The 1,926-nt window shown below is 49.0% G+C and carries 1 protein-coding gene; it reads right to left on the bottom strand.

Features of this window, described 5'->3' with window-relative positions; all coding sequences use genetic code 11:
• Positions 1 to 1,722, bottom strand: a 1,722-nt coding sequence (locus tag GOU96_RS17320) for a methyltransferase (protein ID WP_324702050.1), incomplete at its 3' end; no start/stop codon positions are given.
• Positions 1,723 to 1,926: the final 204 nt, after the last annotated feature.

Below are 1,926 nucleotides of genomic sequence, written 5' to 3'. Positions count from 1 at the left end.
CCATAGCGCACTATTTTTTACCTGATGGGCTAATGCATCACGCAGGGCATTGGCTTGAAAACCATCAATATCATCCAATAAATGACAAGTCAGCGTAAAAGCAGGAACCTGAATCAAAACTTGCTGTTGATGATCACGCACTACGGCACGGAGCATATCGTGGCGCTGGATTAAGCGATTCATCGCTTGGTTAAAGCGCTCAACATCCAGTTGTTCAACTCGAAACTCAATAAAGAATTGAGAGCTTATTTCTCCAAGAGCAAAACCAGACTGACGGCCAACCCAATAGGCTTGCTGCACTTCCGTCATTGGGAAAGGCAGAAAGCGCCGGCTGGGCTGTGCGATTAAAGGAGCAAGTGGACTTGATTCATCAGCCGTCATTTCAATTAGGCTGGCGGCGAATTGTGACAAAGTGGAATGGCTAAACAGAGCGGTTAAATCCGCTTGATAACCCTGTTTGCGTAATTCCCCCATACAACGCGTTGCCAGTAAACTATCCCCTCCGATCAGGAAGAAATCACTGTCGGCTTGTAAGTCCGATCGATGAAATAACGCCTGCCAGACTTGGGCGACGATTTGCTCTTTGGTGGTCCGAATGGGTTGAGATTGTTCTTCCTGACGGTGGGTATCACGAGTGGATTCCATTAACGCTTTTCTATCGACTTTGCCATTTGTCGTGAGTGGCAGAGATTCAACAAAGGTAAAGCGTTTAGGCACCATATAAGCCGGTATGAGTGAACTGAGTTTGGCAGATAATTGGCTGCTATCCGGGCTGAGCACGATATGCTGATTTCTGAGCACATAAAGGCGTTGCTCTGCCGCCAACAGACTGTGTTGTACATGCAGTTTGGCGAGCGCAAAGTGGGTAGCGAGCTGTTGGGCCGATAAAAGAGTCGGGGCCTGCTGTAAAACCTGAGCACTGATCAAACTGGCCTCAGGTAAGCTTGCCATCTCATTGACCAACAGCATGCCTTCCGGCTTAAGTAATCCGGTGATGTGTTGCAAATAGTCAATAGGGTTGGTTTGGCGGTGCAACACATTATTGAGTAACACTACGTCAGCTTGACCAGCCAGTGTATCCAGATGAGTCAGTGAGCCATGTTGGATTGTGACATGGCTAAAACGTTGTAAACGTTGTGCGGCACGTTGGGTGAAGCTTAATGAAGAGTCTAAGGCATAGTAATACACCTTTTCAGGACCGAGCGCAGAGCAGATATGCTGTGCCAACAAGCCACTGCGCGCTTCGGTTTCAATCAAGACGATTGGTCTGCACAGTTGCTCTGCCAAGCTCGATATCGCCTTGATTGTGTTTGACAGCAAGGCTTGAAACGCTGGCGTTTTGAAGAGCATCACCTCAGGCGCAAGATCTGTCTCCAGTATCACAGAAGGGTCTGCTTGGCCGGTGATGATTTGTTGCAGCAGTGGGCTGACTTGAGAAAAATTTGTGCAAAGTGCGCTGGTCTTTGGTTGTGCACTAGATTGAGGAACGAGTTGATAGTAGTGTTCAGCGCCTTGTTGCTCGGTGGTGGCGTAACCTCTAGAGCACAGCAGTTGCCACCACTGCTTAAAGAGTTCTAAATAGGGTGCACAGACACCATAAGATTGGGCGAGTTTGGCTAAAGGTTGAGCTTGCAGACTATTAGGCAGCGTCTGTAGTAAATGCCAGGATAAGAAATCCGCAACCTGAGATCCGGTGTCCTCAATGTCGGTATTAGGCTGCATTTCGAAAAGCGTTGCATAATCTTGTGGCAGCCGTGGGTCGGATTTTAATTGCGAGCAGAGCGTGGTTCCTTCGAGCACCACCACACATTCCAGTTGTTTATCTCGGCTGCCGGCGAGCTCAGTGGCCAGAGTGACGCCATGAGCCAATTAGGAAATGATCTGCAGGCCAATCTGGCCCTGTTTGCCGCTGAAACCCAGCAGACC

Source organism: Vibrio sp. R-1, assembly GCF_035615595.1.
Taxonomy (GTDB): Bacteria; Pseudomonadota; Gammaproteobacteria; order Enterobacterales; family Vibrionaceae; genus Vibrio; species Vibrio cholerae.
This window is presented reverse-complemented; position numbering and strand designations above follow the sequence as displayed.